A 20,475-nucleotide genomic window follows, 5' to 3' on the forward strand; every position below is an offset into this window, starting at 1 on the left:
GCGTCCGCTCATGAGCGTCCGTGGTATGGCGGTTGAATCTGTAAGGTAGCTTTTCGATGCAGAAATGCGCGCAGGATTGAAACTCGGCTATAATACCACACGCAACGGAGAAAGATGCTTTCTCGCGTATCATATCACAGTTTTCGGGTTGCAGAGCAGAAGGGAGCCCGCATATGCCGGTCGTCGCAGTAATTGGCGCCCAGTGGGGCGACGAAGGCAAGGGGCATATCGTAGACGTGCTCGCCGAACGGTCGCGGCTGGTCATTCGTTATGGCGGCGGCAACAACGCCGGTCATACCGTTGTCAATCGCCACGGGACGTTCAAACTCCATATTGTTCCGTCAGGAGTCTTCGATCCCGGGATTGTCAATATCATCGGCAGCGGTGTTGTTGTCGATCCTGCCGTGCTGTTGCAGGAGGTCGCCGATCTGGAAGCGCGTGGCATCACCACAGCCAAACTGTTCGTCAGCGACCGGGCGCACGTGATTATGCCGTACCACGTGCTTCAGGATCAGTTTGATGAGTCGCTCCGCGGCGATGCGAAGATTGGCACCACCGGACGCGGCATCGGACCGGCTTACGCCGACAAAATGATGCGAATTGGCATTCGGATGGGAGATCTGCTGCACGAGGAAACGTTGCTACGTCGCCTCCGTCAGGCGCTGGAAGTCAAGAATAAAATGCTGACGGCGTGGTATGGCGCACAGCCGCTTTCACTGCACGAAACATTCCTGAAGTACCTGGAGTACGGCAACAAACTCGAGCGTCATGTAGCCGACGTGCATCCGATCATTCAGCGCGCGTTGGATCGTGATTTGCCGATCCTGCTCGAAGGGGCGCAGGGAGCGCTGCTCGACATCGACCACGGCTCCTATCCGTATGTCACATCGTCGCCGCCCGGTGCAGCTGGCGCCTGTCAGGGGAGCGGGATCCCGCCTGCCCGCCTCTCTTCGGTTATCGGCGTCTGCAAGGCATACGCCACCCGTGTCGGTGAGGGTCCCTTCCCGACCGAAATCGAGGACGAAACGGCGACCGTCCTGCGTCAGCTCGGCACCCCGTGGGCTGAGGTCGGCACCACGACCGGTCGCCTGCGTCGGGTTGGCTGGTTCGATGCGGTGATGGTGCGGTATGCTGTGCGGGTGAACGGTATCGATACCCTGGCGATCACCAAACTCGATGTGCTCGATACACTGCCGCGTATCAAGGTATGCGTCGGCTACCGGCGTCACGACACCGAACTCGATTATCCGCCAGCCAACCCGTTCATTCTCGGGCAGGTCGAACCGATCTACGAGGAACTTCCCGGCTGGCAAACCTCAACGTCGGGCGTGCGCCATTTTGCGCAACTTCCTGCTGAAGCGCGCGCCTATGTCGCGCGACTGTGCGAGTTGGTCGGCGCGCGCCTGGGGATGGTATCGGTTGGACCAGGGCACGACCAGATCATCGAGGTGCACCGGGTGATGTGATGCACTGTGCGTGAGTGACGGCTTTGCTCACCGGCATCTTCTACGGTCTCGCATCCTGAAAGTCTGTATCATCTCCGGATGTCGCCGGGTCCCCACAGGGCGTTCCACAGGTCCTGAACGGTTGTCTGGACGGTAGCGATGGTCTGGCGGATAGGATCGGGCGAGAGACGCGCGTCGAGGCGTGTGCGCGCGTCTTCGATCACCTCTGTCAGCAGCGCATGGGCATGCCGCCCGTACAGCATTGTCAATTCGTCGGTGTACTGCGCGATCAGCACGTCGCGTTCATCGGTCTGCTGCGCGTCGGCAAGCATCCGCTCGAGCAGGCGGCGCGCTTCAGCGCGAAAATCATCGACTCCCATGGATCACTCCTGTTCACGTAACATTCCACATATGCCACTGAGCGGGTTCGGCGATTGGTTGCGCCTTCGCAAGGACGCAAAAACGACGGGTCATTCCCGGCGCTCATCGTCCCCGGATCAGTTCCTGTTTCTTATAGCGACACTGCACACAATAACTGATGCGATAACCAGCCAGATGGGTATGGTGCAGCGTTTGCCCGCAGTGAGGGCAGGTCTCCGGTGCGTCAGACCGTGTCGGAACGGGCGGTGCAGCGGGCGGCGCCGGGTGTTGCGGCGCGACCGATGGCGGGCGAGCGGGTTGTGGACGCGCAGTAAAACCAAACGATCGACTGATGTGTTCAACCAGCATGGCATAATCGATCGCACCGCGTGAGCGCGGGTCGTACTCATAGATCGTTTTGCCCAGCGCAGGCGCCTCGGAGAGGCGCACATTCACGCGCACCGGCGGCGTCACCCGGTCGCCATAGCGGGTGCGGAGCTGCGCAAGCAACTCGCCGGACTGCCGCACCCGCGGGTCGTACATTGTCGGAATAATCATGCGCACCTGCCCGGCAGCGCCTTTGATCCGCCCGATCTGGAGCGTCAGCAATTCCAGGCTTTTGACCGAAAAATGCTCGACCGTGGTGGGGGCGATCACATCGTGGGCGCAGACCAGCGCATTGACATTCAAGGGCGTCAGCGAACCGGCGGAGTCGATCAGCACAAAATCATAGGCGCTGGCGACCGGCTGAAGCGCCTGCGCCAGTACGCGGCTCCAATCCGGTCGGCGGGCAATGATCGGTTGTGCGCCGAGCAGGGTTGCATCAGCCGGCAGAAGATCGAGTCCGGGACGGGCTTCGACGATGCAACGTTCAGCAGGGGCGCCATCAACCAGGACATCGTAGAGCGTGCGGCGGGGATGTATCCCCAAAGCCATTGCCAGGTTCCCCTGGGCATCAGTATCGACCAGCAGAACGCGCGCGCCCTTCAATGCCAGACCCGCACCCACATTGACCACCGTTGTGGTTTTGCCGATGCCGCCCTTGAGGTTTGCAACTGCAATGACCCGTGCCACATCCCCCTCCGGACCCATCTGCGATTTGTTTATTCAGTGTAGCACATCGGTGGATGGGCGACAAACGACCGGTTCGTAAGAAAAATGTCATAGTCGCTACTTCCTCAGTTTACCGCCGCTTCATTGCCGCGTGCTAGAGTAGCGTCAGCAGTGACAACGGCGGTGTTGTGCCGCCGTCATTCACGTTCACCGGCAGCGACCAGCGCCCTGTGCGTAAGGAGATGAAGCATGCTTATTGCACGCTCACCGGTACGGATCAGTTTTGGGGGCGGCGGAACCGATCTCGCTGCATACTATGAGCGTTTTGGCGGCATGGTCGTCAGCGCGTCGATCAACAAGTACATCTACGGCATCGTGACCAGGAATTTCGATACGACCTTCCAGGTCATTTCCGCCGATTATCGCAGCAGTATTCTTCAGGTGCCGGTGGATGGTCGGGTTGTGAACAGCAACCTGGAAATGCGCATGGGTCAGGTGATCTACGAACACTTCAACCTGCGTGTGCCGGTCAATATCTTCATCGCATCGGAAGTGCCGCCCGGAACAGGGCTGGGATCATCGAGCGCCGTATCGGTGACCCTCTGCAATATTTGCAGCACGCTGGCGGGCAACGCGATGAACAAGCGCCAGCTGGCTGAGACGGCGTATGAAATCGAAACCAGGCGTCTCGAAGCGCCGATCGGCAAGCAGGATCAGTACGCCGCAGCGTTTGGCGGTCTCAACTGTTTCGAGTTCAGCGCCGACGGCGTGCGCGTGACGCCGCTCAATATGAGCGCGAGCAACGTCCGTGCGCTCGAACGTCGTTTGATGCTCTTCTACACCGGCGCCACGCGGCAGGCGCGCGATATCCTGAGCGAGCAGCGCGAACGCAGCGGGCAGGGTGCGGGCAAAACGGTCGAATCGTTGCACCGCATCAAAGAACTGGGCTGGCAGATCAAGGCAGCGCTCGAAGATGGGCGACTCGATGACTTTGGCGCGCTGCTCGATGAAAGCTGGCGGCACAAGAAACAACTTGCGAGCGGCATTTCCAACAGTGCAATCGATGAAGCGTATGCCGCAGCGATCGCTGCTGGCGCTGGCGGTGGCAAGATTACCGGCGCTGGCGGCGGCGGTTTTCTCATGCTCTACTGCCGCGAAGATCGGCAGGAAGCGGTGCATGCCGCACTGACACGCCTGGGGCTGATCCAGATGCGCTTCGCCTTCGAGTTCGAGGGGGCGCGCATCCTGTTGCATACCAACCTGCTCGACTCGCCGTACAACTGGAACGAATGATCGTCCCCGCTGCGGTTGCAGCGCCGTAGTTCGCGTTTCCGAACCTCGCTCAGATGGAAAGGTGCTCCGATGCGGACGATATTTCTGGATCGCGACGGCGTGATCAACGAAAATCGTGTCGATCACGTCAAATCATGGCAGGAGTTCGTGTTCCTTCCGGGTACGCTGGCAGCGCTACGCTGGCTCAACCTTGCCGGGTTTCGCGTCTTCGTGGTCACCAATCAGGCGATCGTCGGCAGGGGCGTCGTTTCGGCGGATGTTGTCGAAGACATTCATGCGCGCATGCAGGTTCAGATAGCGCGGTATGGCGGACAGATCCACGATATTCGCTACTGCCCGCACGACGACCATGTCAGGTGTGACTGTCGCAAGCCCCACCCCGGCATGCTGCGCGATCTTGCGCGCCGGTGGAACGTCGATCTCTCGCACGCCTACCTGGTTGGCGACGCCTGGACCGACATCGCCGCCGGGCATGCGATGGGAATACGTAGTATACTGGTACGTACCGGAAGAGGAGCGCACCATGCGCTGCTGCCGGAGATCCAGAAATATCCGCCAGCGTATATTGCGAACGACCTCCTGGGCGCGGTCGCCTGGGTGATGCGCGAGGAAAACGTTGCGCTGGCGCGGCGCGAAGCGGATCATCCGCTCTATGAACGCTACGCCGGGGCGTCATTGATCTCGTGGCAGTGACAGGATCAACCGATTGACGTATCAGCCAGAAGACGCCATGTTGCTGTCCCACGGCTGCCGCGCCTTACGCGCCGGCAGTTCGATCCACGAATGAATGATGGTGATGTCGAACGGCTTGCAGGAGAAACCGCCAGTGATGATTACCCTGAATGAACTGATCCGCCTGACACGCCCGATTGTGCGCTGGTGGTGGATTATTCCTATTGCGGTTGCGCTCTCTTCCGGCGTCGCTTTCGCCATCAGTCGAACCGAAACGCGCTATTACGTCGCGCGCGCAACCCTCATGATCGGCAACACGCTCGAAAGCCAGCGCCCCGATCCGATCCAGTTGCAGTTGGGATCGTCGCTTGGACGTTTCTATGGCGAACTGGCGAAGCGTGAGCGCATCCTTCGCCCGGTGCAGGAAAAACTGAATCTCCCCTTCTCCTGGGATGTGATCGCCACCTATATGCTGCGGACATCGGTGGTGCCAAGTGCAAACCTGCTCGAAATCTACGTGACCGACTCGAACCCGGTGCGTGCCGCCGCTATCGCCAATGCCATCGCCGATCAGTTGATCGCCTATAGTCCGACATCGCCTGACAAAATTGCTGCCGAGCAGATGACCATCGAACAGCAACTGCGCGAGAGTGAGGCGCGGTTGAACGATCTGCGGGCGCGTATCGAGGAGACGACCTTTCGCCGTCAGCAGGTGGTGTCCGCCAGCGACCTTGCGGAGATCAACCAGACGCTGATGCAGCTCGAAGCGAGCCTGAGCAAGGAACAGGAGACGTACAATCGCCTGCTGTCATTCAAGAACAGCAGTGTTGTGAATGTCCTGACCCCCTTTGAGCCAGCGGAGCCGCCAGGCAGTCCGTTGCCATCGCGCCGTAATCTCACGATCCTCTTTGCCGGTCTCGGCGGGTTCGCCATCGCGGTAGCGGCGGCGTATGTGCTGGATCGGATCGATCCACGGCTGCGCGGTCCGGGTGATATTCGTGATCGCCTCGATCTGTCGGTTCTTGGGAATATTCCGAAAGGTCCCCCGTTACGATTTGTGCCGGAAACCCTTGCGGAGCGCCGATTGGAGGCGATGCGGCAGGTGCAGACCAATCTGATGCTGGCGGCGCGTGAAGAAGGTGTGCGTGCGTTGCTGGTCACCGGAACGCAACCAAACGAGGCACGCAGCGCAGTCAGCGTCGATCTTGCCGATCTGTTCGCCCGCTCCGGGCACCGGGTGTTGCTGGTGGATGCAGAGCCGACTCAACCGCACCTGACCCGCCTGTTCAGTGCTGAGCCTGATCCCGGTCGCCCGTGGACGAAGTTGGGCGCGGGGGATCGTCAGGAATTGCGAGCGCGTCTTCTTCCTTCCGCGATCCAGAATGTGGCGTTCCTCCCGGCAGCGCCGACGCTCGATGCGCAACCGGCGATGCTGAGTTCGCGTCGCTGGCACGAATTGACCCATCTGTTCGGCAGCGTCGCCGATGTCGTTATCTTTGATGGTCCGGCAGTGATGACGGGACCGGATGCGGCGTTACTGGCGCCGCACGTAGACGGGGTTGTCGTGGTGATTGATCCGGCGGTTGACGAACAGGATATGATCGCGCAGAGCAGGCAGCGTCTCCAGAAGGATCAGCGCACGCATCTGATGGGTGCAGTGCTGCTCGAACCGTCTGCTCTCGAGTCGCCTCGCCGCCCGTTGATCGGCGCGTGGCCCTGGCATCGTAAACCGGCTCTCCCCGACCTGTCGGAGAACGGCGCGGATGCGACAGCGCACACCGGCGAGTCGCAAGGTGATGGCTGGTCGTCAGCGCCGCAGGCATCGGTGATTTCCGATATCGATACGTCGCAGATCCCGGAAGCCGAGCACGTCATCATCACGCCGCCTCCCGATGATATGCCCCACAACGACGAGCGCCGCGTGATCGTACCGCCACCGCCAGATGCTGGTGCGCATGTGTCGGATGCGTCTGATGCAGCGCTGATCGGACAGGTCGATCAGCGCCAGGACGTTCGCGTTCCAGAAGAGAGCGTCAATGGCCAGGAGATGCCAGAATCTGGCGCACCACTGCACCCGGCGCAGGTATCTTCGGATCAGCAACCCGGCTCATCACAACGCTCCAATGTGCTCAGAGAAACAAGAACGCCTTCTTCGACTGCAAAAGCGCATCGACCGGGGCGCACCAGAAACCGCAGACACAGCAAACAGCCATGATCGACCAGGTAAACCTCTATCTCTCGCGTCAGTCATCGTCGATACGCCGATATGTATGGGAGCAGGTTGTCCAGGCGGCGGTCGGATGGATTCCGGGTATCGTCGGCATTGGCGTGCGCGCGGTTGCGTATCGCGCGATCCTGCACATGGAGGGCGTGGCAGCGATTGAGGACGGGGTGCGCATTCGTTTTGCCGATCATGTGCGTCTCGAACGGGGCGTGTACCTCGATCACGGCGTCTACCTCCATGCCTGTCCTGGCGGCATCTCCATCGGTCGCGAAAGTTATGTGATGAAGAACGCCATCCTGCACGTCTACAATTTCCGCAATCTGCCGCACGCTGGCATTCATATCGGCGCGCGGTCGCTGATCGGCGAAGCGTGTATTTTGCGGGGTCAGGGCGGCATCAGGATAGGTGATGACGTCTTTCTCGCGCCGATGGTGCAGATGCTGGCGGTGAACCATATCTATCACGATACGACCAGACCGATCAGTCTGCAGGGGATCACCTGTCAGGGCATCATCGTCGAGGACGGCGCATGGATTGGGGGCGGCGCGATTATCCTCGATGGAGTTCGCATCGGCAAAAATGCCGTCGTTGGCGCTGGCGCCGTCGTCACCCGTGATGTACCCGATTATTGCGTCGCCGTCGGCAACCCGGCGCGCGTTGTGCGCAATCTGCGTGAGCAACCGATGGCACCGGTGAACCTGACCGTGTATTGATGTGATTCGTCGGATTGTAAAATGAGATGATTTACTCCCATTATCGCTGAAATGACGCTTCGTCTTCACATCTCATCGTATCGTTTCATCGCGCTGGTTGTTAGCGTACTGGCGATTGGATATCTTCTGTACGCTCATCAACCCCTGTATCCTCCCCCCTGGTTTGATGAAGGATTAAACGCAGGCACAGCCGCTACGCTGGCTCGTAGCGGCTTGTATGCATTGCCAGACCCCGAAAAGCCCCGAGTTCTCGATCCAGCGATCCAGACCGGTCCAACGGTCATTGTTCCGATTGCCCTTGCGTACCGCATATTCAGTCCAGGCGTCTGGCTGGCGCGGATGGTTGTCCTTCCATTTGCGGTGCTGGCGTGTGTTGGATTTATTCTCATAGCGCGACGGCTCATCGGAGATGGCGGCGCCGGTCTGGCGTTCCTCTTTTTGCTGGCAGGCACATATGATATCTATGCCAGTTTTGTGCCGATGGCACGCCAGGCATTGGGCGAAGTTCCTGCGCTCGCCTATCTGCTGATTGGTCTTTCGATCTGGTTCCGCTCGCTGGAACGCAAAACGTATGCTCCGGTCGCCTGGGTATTCAGCGGGATTGCCTGGGGCATTGCCATGGTCACCAAATCGCAGGTGCTCATTCTCGTGCCTGTCGCACTGGGGGTTATCCTGGTGTTGGACAGACTGTACTACCGTAAGGCCAGCTGGCTGGCAGTGATTGTTCCTGGCATCTGCGCTATGGCATGTGTCGCTGGCTGGTATGCGGCTCAGATCGCTCTTGTCGGTAGTGATCGATTCCAGGACAATGCTTCGGTGTTGCGTGACGGATTCTGGCTCCATATCGCAGCGCTCGATCCAGAACGCTGGCGCAATGCCTTGAGCGTCCTCTGGCGAACCGGATGGTGGCTGTGGGGAGTCCTCGCAATCGTATGGGGCGTCTATCAGGCGCGCCGGCCAACCTTTCACGGATTTATCCACGCCGTATTGCTGATCTTTCTGGGGGTCAACCTGGTATGGTTTGCTGCGCTGTCGATCGGGTGGGCGCGGTACGCTTTTTACTTTCTTGTTCTGACGACGATCCCGCTCGCAGGCGCTCTCATCGCGCTCTGGAACTACGCTGCGATCCCCTCTATCCCCCGGAAAGCAATAGTCGTTCTTTTATGTGGTACGTATGTGGTGTATCAGGGTCTGCCAGACAAAGTCTATAACGTCCTCCATCCTTCCGACAACGGCTACCGGCACATGGTGACAGTTTTACAACGTATCGTTCCTGAAGATGCAATCGTTGCATCCTGGGAATGGGAGTTTAGCATCGAGTCTGATCGGCGCATCACCTATCCGTCTACTCATGCGGCGAATGTCTATACTCGTCACCTTATGCTTCGCCAACGATTGCCTGACGATATGCGCGATGTCGTTCCTTCAGATCCGGATTATATCCTCATAGGCAGTTTTGGCTCGTGGACAAAGATATACGACAGATACATCACCTCTCGCAATCTTCAACTGGTCGCCAGGCATGGCGTCTACAGCCTCTATCGGGTCGTGAAATAGCCGACTCCTGACGCACCCCTCACCCTTGATTCCCCGTTACGTCATCCGATTGTCATATCTCCATGCCACGATCTCCAGCAGTGATATGGCGGATCCGTTCCTGCGTCGGGCGCCTGACGGGCGCTGCGCGACAGGTGCGTATGAGATGGAGGAATCAAGCGGTATGACAACACTATCGGTCGTGATCCCGGCGTACAACGAAGAAGATGGCATTGCAGCAATCGTGGAACGGGTGCTGGCTATCGAGTCTGAACTGCCGAAGTATGGCGTCGATACGCTGGAATGTATCGTAGTCGATGATGGCTCACGCGACCGCACGGCGGAGATTGTGCGGCGCTATGTGCCACGGGTGCGCCTGATCCAGCAGCCGAACAAGGGGTATGGCGGGGCGCTCAAGACCGGGTTCCAGGCAGCGACGGGCGAACTGCTCGGATTCCTTGATGCGGATAGCACGTATCCGCCAGAATACTTCCCGCAGATGTGCAAAATTGCGCTCGACGGCGCCGATCTGGTGATCGGCAGTCGGATGGCGGGGGCAACCAGCGAGATGCCGCTGGTGCGACGTATCGGAAATTTCATTTTTGCCAGTTTGCTCTCGCTGGTGGCAGGAGTGCGCATCAGCGATAGCGCCAGCGGTCAGCGGGTCATCCGCCGCGAGGTGCTGCCAATCCTCTACCCCCTCCCCGATACGCTCGATTTCACGCCGGCAATGAGCACACGCGCGCTGCACGAAAACCTGCGCATGGTCGAGATGCCGATCCCGTACAAGGAACGCTCGGGTCGCAGCAAACTCAGCGTCGTGCGCGATGGGCTGCGCTTCTTCAAGAGTATTGTGTGGACGGCGCTCACCTACAATCCGGTGCGGATCTTCGGCGGCATCGGCGCGCTCCTGCTGCTCGCCAGCGTGCTGGTGATGGCGCTGGCGTTCGGCATGCAGGCGTTCGGCGTCGATAGCGCCGTCGCTTTCCCACGCCTCTTCGGGGCGCTGGTGCTGGCGGTCGCCGGAGTGACGCTGTACACCACCGGTACATCGTTCAGTTATATCGTCGCCCTGTTCCACAAGCGCCCCATCCGGCAGGGAATGTTCGGTCCACGCGGCAATGGACGCAAGATCGAAAAACATTACTGGTGGCTGGGCATCCTGGCAATCGTGCTGGGAGTCGTTCTGTACATCGCCGCCGTCGCGTTTGACCTGACCAACCCTGCGTTGCAGATCTCGTGGTTTGCGCCGGTGGTCAGTGCGCTGATGGTGCTGACCGGGGTGCAGCTGGTGAGTGCGTGGAGCCTGGCGCGTGTTCTTGCGGAACTGAGCGTGCGCGAGGGGCTGGCGGCGCGTGACCTGAATGGCAATGCCATCCCATCAGCGGTGACGAACCCCGAAAGTGTGCATCCGGCGGTGGTGTCGTAAGGTGCGATATTCATCAACTCTAAATGTATGAAGCAGCCTGCACAGCGCCCAATCATCACTCGTCGCCGTTTCCTTCAGGCGTGTGCGTGCACCGTCGCAGCTGGCGCGCTTGGCGCAACCGGGTATGTTGCGGTCAATGCGCCGCTTCCGGCGCCGCAGCCAGAGTCGGCGGCGTTGCTGGCGCAGGCTACGGGTCGCCCGCAACCAGATGCGCCGATCCTGCTGGTCACCAATCAGCGGGCGATGCCGTCGTTTGGAGCGTATCTCGGCGCCATCTTGCGCGCTGAAGGGTTCGCCGCATTCCGTACAGCCCGGATCGATGATCTCGACAGCGCATTGATCGGTCGTTTCCCGCTGGTGATCCTGGCTGCTGGCAAGTTGACCTCGCCTGAAGCTGAGATGTTCAGATCATACGTTCTATCCGGCGGCAGGCTCATTGCGATGCGTCCCGATCCGCAACTGGCCGATCTTATGGGTGTACGCCATACCGGGGGCGTGTTGGCGCGCGCGTACCTCTCCGCCGCCGATCATCCACTGGCGCGAGGTATTGACCGACACGCCTTCCAGATTCACACGCCGGTGGAGCAGTATCAACTGGCTGGCGCTGAACCGATTGCCTGGGCCAGTCAGCCTTACGGAAGCGCCACACGTTATCCGGCTGCAGTGGTCAACCGCGCCGGTAAAGGTATTGCTGCTCTCTGGTCCTTCGATCTCCCACACAATATCGCCCTGATACGGCAGGGAAATCCCGGCGCCGCCAATCAGGAGCGCGACGGACTCGACGGGATTCGCACCATGGATCTGTTCGTCGACTGGATCGATCCGGAGGTGATAGACGTACCGCAGGCCGATGAACTGCAGCGCCTGCTCGCCAACATGATCCACGCCCTCACTGACGCGATGCCGCTCCCACGAATCTGGTACCTGCCGCAAGGGGCGACGGCGGTGCTTGTTGCGACAGGTGACGCGCACGGGATTCAGGTGGGACATATTACACCAGGGCTTGAAATTGTCGAACGCTATGGTGGAACGATCTCGGTCTATTACACGACCCCCAGGGTCAGCGCCGCACGGCGCACGGCACGGCGAATCCAGTGGTGGGCCGAAACCCTTCCAGTCGTCGGGCATGTTTTCGAAGAACATTCAGGCTACCCGACGCCCCGCCTTGTTGAAAGCTGGCGCGAACAGGGCCATGGGTTCGGCCTGCATCCATGGGTTGAGGAAGGTGTGGCATACGGCTATAACCGTGCCTGGAACGATTTTGTGAAACATGGCTACGGTCCCGCAGCTCCGACGGTGCGTACCCACCGCGTGCTCTGGTCGGGTTGGGTTGATACCGCGAAAGTGCAGGCGCAGTACGGCATTCATATGAGCCTCGATTATTACCATGCCGGCCCGGCAATGCGCCGACCCGATGGTCGTTATGTCAATGGTTACCTGACCGGCAGCGGCCTGCCGTTGCCGTTTGTCGACGAACAGGGTCGCCTGCTGCGCGTCTACCAGCAGCACACACATATTGTTGATGAGCACCAGATTGCTGCATTCGACCATGGATATGAGATGAATCTGAGTGCGGCGGATGCTGTGGCGTTATCGCGACAACAGATCGATCAGGCGGTCGAACGGTTTCCATCGGCGCTCGGCCTCCAGAGCCACTTCGATCCATATGCATTTTCGCCCGAAAAGGCTGCCCTGGAACGCGACTGGCTCGATGGTATCCTGCATCATGCCGCCAGTCGTGGTGTTGCCATCATGTCTGCTGAACAGTGGCTGGCGTTTACAGAGATGCGTCATGGCGCCGCGATGCGCGACCTGACCTGGAATGACGCCGAAGGGATGCTGACGTTCGAGGCAGAGACGGGAGGGACAGCGCAGCATCATCTGCTGCTGTTACTGCCGGTGGAACACCGGCAACGCCCACTGCGCCAGGTGATGATCGATGGCATGCTAACGAGCGCCGTGCGCAGGCAGGTCGGTGGTGTGACCTATGGCGCAGTGCCGCTCGCTCGCGGGCAGCGTCGGGTACGGGCGTATTATGCCAAATCTTGATTGATACGAAGCATTCCTTCCGGCGCGCCACTTGGTCGTTCCGGGATGTTCCTGGTGCGCTGGAACGGTGCGCGTCCCCGCATGCGTGGGCGTCGCGACGGCGGTCTGGCAAACCTGCAATGGCGTCTGGGTGGGTCCCCGCATGCGCAGGCGTCGCGTGGAGATGTCCTGGGTGCGCGCGCCTCCGGCGGGCGCGTCTCCGCACGTGCGGGCGTCGCGCCCGCATGCAGCCGTGTGATCCATCACGGGAGCGAGGGCATCTTGCCCTCAGTCGCCCTGCGAGAGCGGGACGCTCTCGCTCCGTGGCAAACCGCGCAGATGGTAAACAAACACCAGTACACCGCGCATCGTGTTCTACCAGATTTGACATCAAACCAGAGAGCAACCGTGTATCGTTACGTTTAAGCCGTTTGAGTCGGTATCCTCACAGGGTATAGCGAATAAGAATACGCAGTTTCTATTCCCCGCACCAGCACCCACCTCGGCACAGGGCGTGCTGTGTGCATGCTGGACGTACATCATTGCAGCCTCGGAAGGACAGAGACAGAGTTTCCGTGCACGAATAACTGAGAACAGGGAGTCATCATGGCAGTCGTTCACGTCCACTCCTGGCGCAGGTATGTCGGGCTGGCGCTGGTAACAGCAAGCATACTGGCGTTGCAGATCACGTTCACCCGCGTGTTTTCGATCATGATCTGGCACCATTTCACCTACCTGATCATTGGTGTAGCGCTCCTGGGTGGCGGCGCATCCGGCACATTTCTGGCAGTGCGCGGCTGGAGCGCTGCAACGCTCGAACGTCGATTGGGCAGGCTTGTCATTGGGTATAGCCTGATGGTCCTGCTCAACCTGGCGATCATCGGCGGCATCGCTATCGATCCGCTGCGGGGCAGTCAGATTGTTCAAACCCTCATCGGGCTGGCAATCTACTTTGTCGGGCTGTTCACGACCTTTTTTCTCGGCGGTGTGATCGTTTCCGGCGTTTTCACCATCTGGCACAAAGAAGCGCACCGCCTCTACTTCGCCGATATGCTCGGCGCAGGCGCGGCGACGCTGGCAGTGGTGTGGGTGATCCAGGCGATTGGCGGTCCCGCGACGATTGCAGCAACGGCGCTGCTCACGCTGGCAGGCAGTCTTCTGTTCGGCGTCGGTCTCACGCGCCCCTGGCGCATCGGCGCAGCGGCGCTCGGCGTCGGGCAGGGCGGGCTGATCCTGTGGTTGATCCTCGGTTCGCCGCTGCACCTGCCGGTTCCGGGATCGAAGGAACTCGGATGGGCGCAGCAACACTTCGACGCTCGCCCGGAGTACACCCGCTGGAATCCGGTCGGGCGCGTGGATGTGCTGCCGACCATTCAGGTCAAAGAACCGATGATCGTTGGCGGCATCAGCCGGGTCTATCTGGAGAGCGACGCATTTCAGCAGGCGCCATTGTACGACCTGAAACTGGTCACGCTTGATGGGACCTCAATGACCGGCATGTACCGTTTTGATGGAACCGACCAGGATCTGCAACGCTTTCGCTTTCTCGACCACGCCATCATCAGCGCGCCGTACCATCTGGGGCTGAAACACGACACAACGCTGAAGATCGGTGTTGGGGGCGGGCTTGACATTCTGCTGGCGCGATTGTACGGCGCCAGGCAGATCACCGCTATCGAACTGAACGCCGATGTCGTGAAGTTGCTGGAAGGACCCTACCGCGAGTTCAGCGGCAATCTCGCAGGGCACCCCTCGACACGCATCATCGTTGCAGAAGGACGGAGTTTCCTGACCCGCGATACCAGCACCTATGACCTCATTCAGGGGATCGGTCTCGATAATCTGGTTGCTCTTTCGGGTGGTGCGTATGTGCTTTCGGAGTCGTACCTCTATACTGTCGACTCGTTTGCTTTGGTGCTGAACCGGCTCAACCCGGAAGGGGTGTTTGCCTGGACACGCAACGTCGATCAGCCGCCGCGCGAAATGCTGCGGATCACCGGTCTGGCTGCGGAGGCGTTGCGACAGCGCGGCGTCGCCGATCCTGCGGCGCACATTGCAATTGTTGCGAACGACACCAACACCCAGGCGACGCTGCTGGTCTCGCCGTCTCCGTTTTCGCCGCAGGCGATTGAGCGACTGCGGGCATGGGCGCGCACCAATGCGTTCATCATGCTGCACGATCCACTGGAACGTCTCGACACCACCTATGCAGCATACCTGCATGCGCCCGATCCGCGCGCTTTTGAAGCAGCGTATCAGTTCAACATCTTTCCGGTGACAGACGACAATCCGTTCTTTTACAACTACTTCAGATGGGATCATGTCGCCTTCAATCAGGCATTCAGCGGCAAGATCAACCGTTTTCCGATCGGCAATCTCATTCTGATCACCATGGCTGGCTTTTCGCTGGCAAGCGCGGCTATTTTTATCATTGCACCTCTCTGGCGCCACAACCGGCGGGGTCTGCAACTGCCGCTGGCACGCCCGATGCTGGTGTATTTCAGTGCGCTGGGAGTCGGCTACATTTTTGTGCAGATTGTGCTGATCCAGCGTTTCACCCTGTTCATCGGCTATCCTACCAGCGCCATTACAACGACGATTTTCAGTATGCTGATCTTCTCTGCGGCAGGAAGCCTGCTCAGCCGCCGCCTGATCGATAGCGCGGCGCGGTTGCGCGCGGTGTTGATCGGTGTGGCGGTTGCAATCGGCATCTACATTGTGACGTTGCCGTCACTCTTTCAATCGTTCCTGCACCTGTCGGATGGTGTGCGCGTGGCGTTGAGCGTTCTGATGATCGCGCCGCTGGCGTTGATCATGGGGATGCCGTTCCCCACGGGACTGCGACAGCTTGGTATGCACGGCGCAACCCTGGTGCCATGGGCATGGGGGATGAACGGCGTGTTCTCGGTGGTTGGCTCAACCCTGGTGATTATTATCAGCATGGCGAGCACATTTACGGTAGCAATGGCGTGCGCAGCACTGTTCTATGCGATATCAGCATTCGTTGCCGCCGGTCTCTACCGGCGCGAGGCGGTTCAGACGGCGGCGGCGGTCAATATGTCACCTCTGTAACCTGGCTTCAACCCCTGGTTCAGCCGCCATTCACCCTGGAATGATACCGTAACGGTGTACTATCAGTCCAGCGCGCAGCGTGAGCAGGGGAACCTCGCGGCAGCAGACCCCGCGACCCCCGACGCCCGCAGCGTGTTGACCCACGTGGGAGGAAGAAGACACATGACGGATCACGAGACGAACGCAACGAATGGGAAGCATCTTGCCCCTGGCGACAAAAAGCAGGGCATCAAACTGGTCGCCCCCGCCCGCGCCGATGAGCGCGCTGGCGAAATCAAGTTCGTCGAGATGCCGCGCGAGAAGCAGCCGCGCCTCGACGTTCTGGTGCTCAACCCGCCATCACCTGACGGTGACCTGTTCCTGCGCGACATTGCGCGTGTAGGACGCCGCACCCGTGATGGCATCATCTGGCCCCAGACGGCGCTGGCGCAGATCGGCGCCGTGGTCAAGGAGGCAGGCTACAGCGTCGATGTAGTCGATGCCATCGGTCTGGGCATGACCTGGGAAGAGTTCGAGCGCTACATGTACCGGCACAAGCCGCGCTACATGGTCATCCACGCCACCGCGCCGACGCTGACCAACGATATGCGCACCACCTTCCTCGGCAAGTCGGTTGGTACGATCACGATGGCAATCGGCACCCACGTCACGCCGATGAGCCGTGAGACGCTCGAGTCATACCCGACGCTCGACATCGTGGTGCGCGGCGAACCGGAAATGACCATCCTGGATGTCATTCAGACCATCGACCGTCAGGTGGAACTGGAGAAAGCAACCGACACCGTGCCGGTCGGCAACCCCGACCTGACGGCGCCGTGGCGCAAACTTCCCTTCCCGGATGCGTCGTACCTGACGACCCGCGGACGCTTTCTGGGGGTCTATCCGCAGGTCATTGCCCGCGCTTTGCGCGAGACGCGCGGCGTTGCCTTTCGCAATGAGCACGGCGAGGTTCAGATCAACCCCGACCGCCCATTCATCGAGAACCTGGACAGCCTGCCGCTGCCGCTGCACCACATGCTCCCCTGGAAGAAGTACAAGGTGCCGATTGTCGGCGGACCATACACGTTTGTGCTGACGAGCCGCGGATGCCCGGCCGGATGCCGCTACTGCATCAAGCACGTCACCTATCAGGCGAGTGTGCGGCATCGCAGCCCGCAGCACGTGCTCGAAGAAATGTACATGCTCAAAGAGATGGGCATGCACCACATCCACTTCGAGGCAGACCTGTTCACCGTCAAGAAAGAGTTCGTCTACGACCTGTGCAACGCGATCATCAAGGACGGCATCAAACTGCAATGGTCGTGCAACAGCCGCGTGGATTTCGTCGACGAAGAAGAACTGGCGCTGATGAAGAAAGCCGGCTGTTTCATGATCGCCTGGGGGTTGGAGAGCGGCAGCGAGGCGGTGCTGAAGCGCGCGCGCAAAGGCACGACGGTCAAGCGCATCGAAGAAACGATCCACGCCAGCCGCAAAGTCGGCATCAAGAACTGGGGGTACTTCATCATCGGTCTGCCCGGTGAGACGGTCGAGACCATCCAGCAGACGATTGCGTTGTCGAAGCGGTTGCCGCTGGACATTGCACTCTTCCATATCGCCACGCCCTATCCCGGCACGCCTTTCTACTACGAAGCGGTCGAGAACGGCTGGATTCAGATGGATCGCTGGGAAGACTACGACATGTACAACCACACCGTGCTGAACTACCCGCACCTGAGCTCGAAGGATCTGGAGTACTGGGCGAAGCGGGCCGCTCGCGAATGGTCGCTGCGCCCTGGTCCGATCATGACCTTCCTCAAAGCAGCCAGCAACCGCGAGACGCTCGGTCATCTGTGGAAGATCGGCACGAACCACATCCGCTGGATGAGCGGCAGCCTGACGGGAAGCGGCGCATAGCGCTTCACACGAACATTGCAAGAAGGGCGCCGCCTGCACAATTGGCGCACGTGAAAGGCGGAGTAACCTTTCTGCGGGATCAATCCGGTGCGCCGGGACGCTGTACGTCCTGGCGCGCCTGTTTATCGGTGTGTCGTTGATCCGTATCCTGACGTTCAGCGAGAACAGGTTCTCAAAAAAGCCGCTCCACTTGCAGAATTGTCATCCCGGAGTGTTTCGCGGGTTCATCACTCCTTCATAGCGACAGGTGATGATGAGTGCAGTCATCCGGGCAACGTTGAGGTCAGGCTTATGTGTTTCCCCATCGTTTGCCGGTATTGGCCTCCTGCATGTTCGCCGGTGCTGCACCGGTGTTGATCCAGGAAGTGAGAAAGAATGGCGCTTCACAGTACTGCGGGTGTTCTGACGCAGACCGAAGTGACAATGCAGGTCGGCGCCGGTAGTCGCATCACCGCCATCGACGCGCTGCGCGGCGTGGCGCTGGCGCTCATGGCGCTGACCCACGCGGCGTTTTTCATCGGCGTCGGCATGCAGGCCGAGTCGTATGGCGGGCAGCGCGTGTATCTGCAAAGCCCGCCCTACTGGATCTCCGGCCTGCTCACCACCCTGGCATCGCCGATCTTTTTCTGCCTGGCGGGCGTCAGCCTGGCGCTGCTCGAACAGTCGCGGGTGCGCAAAAGCGCGTCACCGTGGGCAGTGAGCCGCTTCATTCTGGCGCGCGCTGGGGTCATCATGGCGCTCGATCTGACGATCTGCGCCTGGTTGTGGCTGGGGAAGATGCCGTACATCCACGTGCTGACTGCCATGGGGCTGGGGATGATCATCCTGTCCGGGTTGCGCCTGTTGCCGACCCGCGCGATTCTGGCGGTTGCGATTGCAACATTGCTCGTTCACCAGGGCATGATCGAGGTCCTTCGTCCGCAACTCGAAGCGGGAGCGCCGCAGAGCCTGGCGCAGGCGCTCTTTCTGACCTACAGTTATGAGACGCATCCGCCGGTCGGGTTCCCGGTGCTGGGATGGGGTCCGGTGATGTGGCTGGGATTTGTGCTGGGGCGGAATCTGAGCCAGCCGATGTTGCGTCAACCACGCACGTGGATCGTGATCGGGGGGGGACTGTTGCTGATCTGGGCGGCATTGCGGCTGATCGGCGGCTACGGTGATCTGGGAGCATACCGGGCTGGCGAACCGATCCAGTATGTTCTGGTGATGAGCAAGGCGCCGCCGAGCCTGAGCTATCTGGCGTTCAAACTGGGCATCGCGGCGCTGATCTTTGCGGCGCTGGTCGCCTTCCCAACCCTGATTGACGCCGGTCTGTTGCGCATATTGACGCTTATCGGGCAGACCTCGTTGTTCTTCTACGTGATGCACATCGTTATCTATCACGCCCTGGCGCAGTGCTTCTTTCTGTTCGATCCGCCCGAATTGCCGGGCATTGTGTACGGATATGCGGTGTGGGCGCTGGGAATGATGGCGCTGGTTCCACTCTGCGAGCGCTACCGCGCGCTGCGGAAGCGATATCCGGAGAGTGTGCTCAGATATTTGTAGTGCCCGGCTGTGTTGCCTGTTGCGATTGCAGTGCGCAAGCCGTTGTGACACGACGATGCAAATCAGAGACGATGGAGCGCAGGAATGCGCGTTCTAATAGTTGCAACCAACGCAACGCCGTCGGGACTCAATGATGAGGTGCGCGCCGGGCGCCATCAGCGTGTCGATTATCTGGAACTGGCGCAGCGCTTCAGGACGGTGTACCACGACTATAACGCGCTGCCGTCACGCCGCCTGTGCCGCCGGGTCGAGGACATGTGTCGTCTTGACATTCGTCAGGCGCTGGCGGTGGCGCATCTGGCGAAACGTGGCGGATATGATGCAGTGATGAGTCTTTCGGAGCGGGTTGGCATCCCACTTGCGCGTCTGCTCGACCGGCGCATCCGTCACCTGGTGATCGTTCATCACGGTATGTCGCGGTTCAAGTTGGGGTTGATCAGGGCATTGCGTTTACAGGATCGCTGGGATATTGTCGCCGCCATCAGCCGCGCCGAAGCGGAAGGGATGCGGGTGGCGCTTGGGCTTCGAGCGTCGCAAGTGGTAGCGCTCCATACGCCGGTCGATGTCGATTTCTACAAGCCAGCGCAACCATCAACCGGGCGTGAGGCGTTCATCCAGAGCCTGGGGTTGTCGTACCGCAACTATCCAACACTCATTCGCGCCATGCGGCGCCTGCCGCACATTCCCTGTCACCTGCGGGTGGGCAGCACATGGGTTCAGCGGCGTGGCGGTCATGAGGATGAAACGTTGCCGCCAAATGTGACGCTCCAACCCTTCGTTCATCCCAACGAACTGCGGCGGTGCTACGCAGAGAGTCGCTTTATCGTTGTGCCGATTAAGGCATCGACGCAGTGGAGCGCAGGTTGTACGTCCGTCCAGGCAGCCCAGGCGATGGGCAAACCGGTCATTGCCACGCGCCGACCGGGTCTGAGCGAATATCTCGTCGATGGTGAGACCGGCATACTGGTCGAGCCGGGTGATGACCGGGGCATGGCAGAAGCAATTGACATGCTGTGGAACGACCCGCAGCGGGTGGTGCGTATGGGACGCAATGCACGCGAGTGGATCGCAAGTCGCCATTCGCTCGATCAGTGGCTGGATCGGGTCGTGACGCTGGTTAAACAGATGGTGCATCCTGAGCAGTCGGAATCTGGCAATCGATCCGCAAAAACGGCGCCTTCGCTGCACGAGCGATTGACGAAATAACCGAAT

14 protein-coding genes are annotated in these 20,475 nt (G+C 60.1%); 12 read left to right on the forward strand and 2 right to left on the reverse strand.

What is annotated here, in order from left to right; translation table 11 throughout:
• Positions 1-173 precede the first annotated feature (173 nt).
• Positions 174-1,466 (forward strand): adenylosuccinate synthase, encoded by a 1,293-nt coding sequence (locus ROSERS_RS21740; protein WP_011958894.1) that lies wholly within the window; start codon positions 174-176, stop codon positions 1,464-1,466.
• Positions 1,467-1,534: 68 nt separating this feature from the next.
• Here the strand turns inward: ROSERS_RS21740 and ROSERS_RS21745 are convergent, their stop codons facing one another.
• Positions 1,535-1,825 carry a hypothetical protein gene (locus tag ROSERS_RS21745; RefSeq protein WP_011958895.1) on the reverse strand — a complete coding sequence of 97 codons (291 nt, stop codon included), beginning with the start codon at positions 1,823-1,825 and terminating at the stop codon, positions 1,535-1,537.
• Positions 1,826-1,928: 103 nt separating this feature from the next.
• Positions 1,929-2,879 (reverse strand): ParA family protein, encoded by a 951-nt coding sequence (locus ROSERS_RS21750; protein WP_041336020.1) that lies wholly within the window; start codon positions 2,877-2,879, stop codon positions 1,929-1,931.
• Between the two features lie 228 nt (positions 2,880-3,107).
• On the opposite strand from ROSERS_RS21750, the gene ROSERS_RS21755 reads away from it, so the two are divergent.
• From ROSERS_RS21755 to ROSERS_RS21810, 11 genes are all read left to right on the forward strand, one after another.
• Positions 3,108-4,151: a GHMP family kinase ATP-binding protein gene (locus tag ROSERS_RS21755; protein WP_011958897.1), complete on the forward strand. Its 1,044-nt coding sequence runs from the start codon at positions 3,108-3,110 to the stop codon at positions 4,149-4,151.
• Between the two features lie 69 nt (positions 4,152-4,220).
• Complete coding sequence (locus ROSERS_RS21760; protein WP_011958898.1) at positions 4,221-4,844, forward strand: D-glycero-alpha-D-manno-heptose-1,7-bisphosphate 7-phosphatase; 624 nt, start codon at positions 4,221-4,223, stop codon at positions 4,842-4,844.
• Positions 4,845-4,980: 136 nt separating this feature from the next.
• Positions 4,981-7,038 carry a CpsD/CapB family tyrosine-protein kinase gene (locus tag ROSERS_RS21765; RefSeq protein WP_011958899.1) on the forward strand — a complete coding sequence of 686 codons (2,058 nt, stop codon included), beginning with the start codon at positions 4,981-4,983 and terminating at the stop codon, positions 7,036-7,038.
• Positions 7,035-7,760 (forward strand): acyltransferase, encoded by a 726-nt coding sequence (locus ROSERS_RS21770; RefSeq protein ID WP_011958900.1) that lies wholly within the window; start codon positions 7,035-7,037, stop codon positions 7,758-7,760. Before ROSERS_RS21765 ends, ROSERS_RS21770 begins: the two co-directional genes overlap by 4 nt.
• A gap of 51 nt (positions 7,761-7,811) precedes the next feature.
• Positions 7,812-9,317, forward strand: a complete 1,506-nt coding sequence (locus tag ROSERS_RS21775) for an ArnT family glycosyltransferase (RefSeq protein WP_011958901.1) — start codon at positions 7,812-7,814, stop codon at positions 9,315-9,317.
• A gap of 163 nt (positions 9,318-9,480) precedes the next feature.
• A complete protein-coding gene (locus ROSERS_RS21780; RefSeq protein WP_041336022.1) occupies positions 9,481-10,725 on the forward strand; it encodes a glycosyltransferase in 1,245 nt (414 codons plus the stop codon).
• 27 nt (positions 10,726-10,752) lie between these two features.
• Complete coding sequence (locus tag ROSERS_RS21785) at positions 10,753-12,774, forward strand: twin-arginine translocation signal domain-containing protein (RefSeq protein ID WP_011958903.1); 2,022 nt, start codon at positions 10,753-10,755, stop codon at positions 12,772-12,774.
• Positions 12,775-13,359: 585 nt separating this feature from the next.
• The gene (locus ROSERS_RS21795) at positions 13,360-15,825 is read left to right on the forward strand and encodes a hypothetical protein (RefSeq protein ID WP_011958904.1); all 2,466 of its coding nucleotides are present in this window, start codon (positions 13,360-13,362) and stop codon (positions 15,823-15,825) included.
• Positions 15,826-15,987: 162 nt separating this feature from the next.
• Positions 15,988-17,718: a B12-binding domain-containing radical SAM protein gene (locus ROSERS_RS21800; protein WP_011958905.1), complete on the forward strand. Its 1,731-nt coding sequence runs from the start codon at positions 15,988-15,990 to the stop codon at positions 17,716-17,718.
• Between the two features lie 375 nt (positions 17,719-18,093).
• Complete coding sequence (locus ROSERS_RS21805) at positions 18,094-19,263, forward strand: DUF1624 domain-containing protein (RefSeq protein ID WP_011958906.1); 1,170 nt, start codon at positions 18,094-18,096, stop codon at positions 19,261-19,263.
• An 84-nt stretch (positions 19,264-19,347) separates the two neighbouring features.
• Positions 19,348-20,469: a glycosyltransferase family 4 protein gene (locus tag ROSERS_RS21810; RefSeq protein WP_011958907.1), complete on the forward strand. Its 1,122-nt coding sequence runs from the start codon at positions 19,348-19,350 to the stop codon at positions 20,467-20,469.
• The last annotated feature ends 6 nt before the right edge of the window (positions 20,470-20,475 follow it).

The organism is Roseiflexus sp. RS-1, from assembly GCF_000016665.1.
In the GTDB taxonomy this organism is placed as follows: Bacteria; Chloroflexota; Chloroflexia; order Chloroflexales; family Roseiflexaceae; genus Roseiflexus.

Excerpts from the sequence above, each read along its gene's own strand:
- ROSERS_RS21740 (WP_011958894.1), top strand. The coding sequence starts at position 174 with ATGCCGGTCGTCGCAGTAATTGGCGCCCAGTGGGGCGACGAAGGCAAG.
- ROSERS_RS21745 (WP_011958895.1), bottom strand. The coding sequence starts at position 1,825 with ATGGGAGTCGATGATTTTCGCGCTGAAGCGCGCCGCCTGCTCGAGCGG.
- ROSERS_RS21755 (WP_011958897.1), top strand. The coding sequence starts at position 3,108 with ATGCTTATTGCACGCTCACCGGTACGGATCAGTTTTGGGGGCGGCGGA.
- ROSERS_RS21760 (WP_011958898.1), top strand. The coding sequence starts at position 4,221 with ATGCGGACGATATTTCTGGATCGCGACGGCGTGATCAACGAAAATCGT.
- ROSERS_RS21765 (WP_011958899.1), top strand. The coding sequence starts at position 4,981 with ATGATTACCCTGAATGAACTGATCCGCCTGACACGCCCGATTGTGCGC.
- ROSERS_RS21770 (WP_011958900.1), top strand. The coding sequence starts at position 7,035 with ATGATCGACCAGGTAAACCTCTATCTCTCGCGTCAGTCATCGTCGATA.
- ROSERS_RS21775 (WP_011958901.1), top strand. The coding sequence starts at position 7,812 with ATGACGCTTCGTCTTCACATCTCATCGTATCGTTTCATCGCGCTGGTT.
- ROSERS_RS21780 (WP_041336022.1), top strand. The coding sequence starts at position 9,481 with ATGACAACACTATCGGTCGTGATCCCGGCGTACAACGAAGAAGATGGC.
- ROSERS_RS21785 (WP_011958903.1), top strand. The coding sequence starts at position 10,753 with ATGAAGCAGCCTGCACAGCGCCCAATCATCACTCGTCGCCGTTTCCTT.
- ROSERS_RS21795 (WP_011958904.1), top strand. The coding sequence starts at position 13,360 with ATGGCAGTCGTTCACGTCCACTCCTGGCGCAGGTATGTCGGGCTGGCG.
- ROSERS_RS21800 (WP_011958905.1), top strand. The coding sequence starts at position 15,988 with ATGACGGATCACGAGACGAACGCAACGAATGGGAAGCATCTTGCCCCT.
- ROSERS_RS21805 (WP_011958906.1), top strand. The coding sequence starts at position 18,094 with ATGGCGCTTCACAGTACTGCGGGTGTTCTGACGCAGACCGAAGTGACA.
- ROSERS_RS21810 (WP_011958907.1), top strand. The coding sequence starts at position 19,348 with ATGCGCGTTCTAATAGTTGCAACCAACGCAACGCCGTCGGGACTCAAT.